This window comes from Paenarthrobacter sp. FR1 (genome assembly GCF_051106045.1).
GTDB lineage: Bacteria > Actinomycetota > Actinomycetes > Actinomycetales > Micrococcaceae > Arthrobacter > Arthrobacter nitroguajacolicus_A.
The window spans coordinates 1-645 of the sequence record NZ_JBPFSF010000031.1 but is presented as its reverse complement, the minus strand read 5'-3'; the positions used below and the strand labels follow the sequence as shown (position 1 = coordinate 645).

Below are 645 nucleotides of genomic sequence, written 5' to 3'. Positions count from 1 at the left end.
GGAGGAGTTGGAGCAGTTGCGGGGTCAGTTGCAGAAGATTTCGCAGGATATTTTCTCTGCCGGCGGCGGGGCCTGATTTTGTAGTTGGTTTTGGTGGGGGCCGGGTGATCGTGCTGCGTTGATGCGTGGTGTGGTTGCCCGGCCGTTGCGCTGTGTTGTTGGTTTTGTTCGCGTTCTTGTTCTGTGGGGGGCTTTGGTTGTGACCGAGTTCGTTGAGATGCCGTTGTTGCCGGATTCCGATGATGCCCATGGTGGCCGGTTTGTGTATGGGGTTGCCGAGTCGGTGAAGGGTGCTTTTGAGTCGGCAGCGTCGCGGGTTCAGGAGCATTCGGGGTCGCGGGCCCCGTTGGTGTCGGGGGCGCGGGAGGATTTCCGGGGGCATTTTTCGGAGGTGTTCGCGGCGAACGCGGCCACGGCGTCCCGGGACGCGGAGTCACTGGCCGCGGCGCTGCGCACGGTTGCCGGGTATGTGGGGACCATGATTTCCGAGGCGCGGGACGAGGATGACCGGCGTCGGCGGAACAACGAGTGGGTGCGGCGGCATAACAACCGGAACTGGCTTGAGCAGTTTGGTGACAGCCTCTGGGGTGAGGAGGCGCGTCCGAATATGGAGCCGGGGAACGCGCCGTCGTTCCCTTCGGAGTC

General features: G+C 63.3%; 2 protein-coding genes. One reads left to right on the top strand and one right to left on the bottom strand.

Going from position 1 to position 645, the window contains the following annotated elements; translation table 11 throughout:
- Positions 1-250, bottom strand: a 250-nt coding sequence (locus tag ACR30Z_RS22585) for a hypothetical protein (RefSeq protein ID WP_434374678.1), incomplete at its 3' end; no start/stop codon positions are given.
- A gap of 141 nt (positions 251-391) precedes the next feature.
- On the opposite strand from ACR30Z_RS22585, the gene ACR30Z_RS22580 reads away from it, so the two are divergent.
- Positions 392-645, top strand: a 254-nt coding sequence (locus ACR30Z_RS22580) for a hypothetical protein (protein ID WP_434374677.1), incomplete at its 3' end; no start/stop codon positions are given.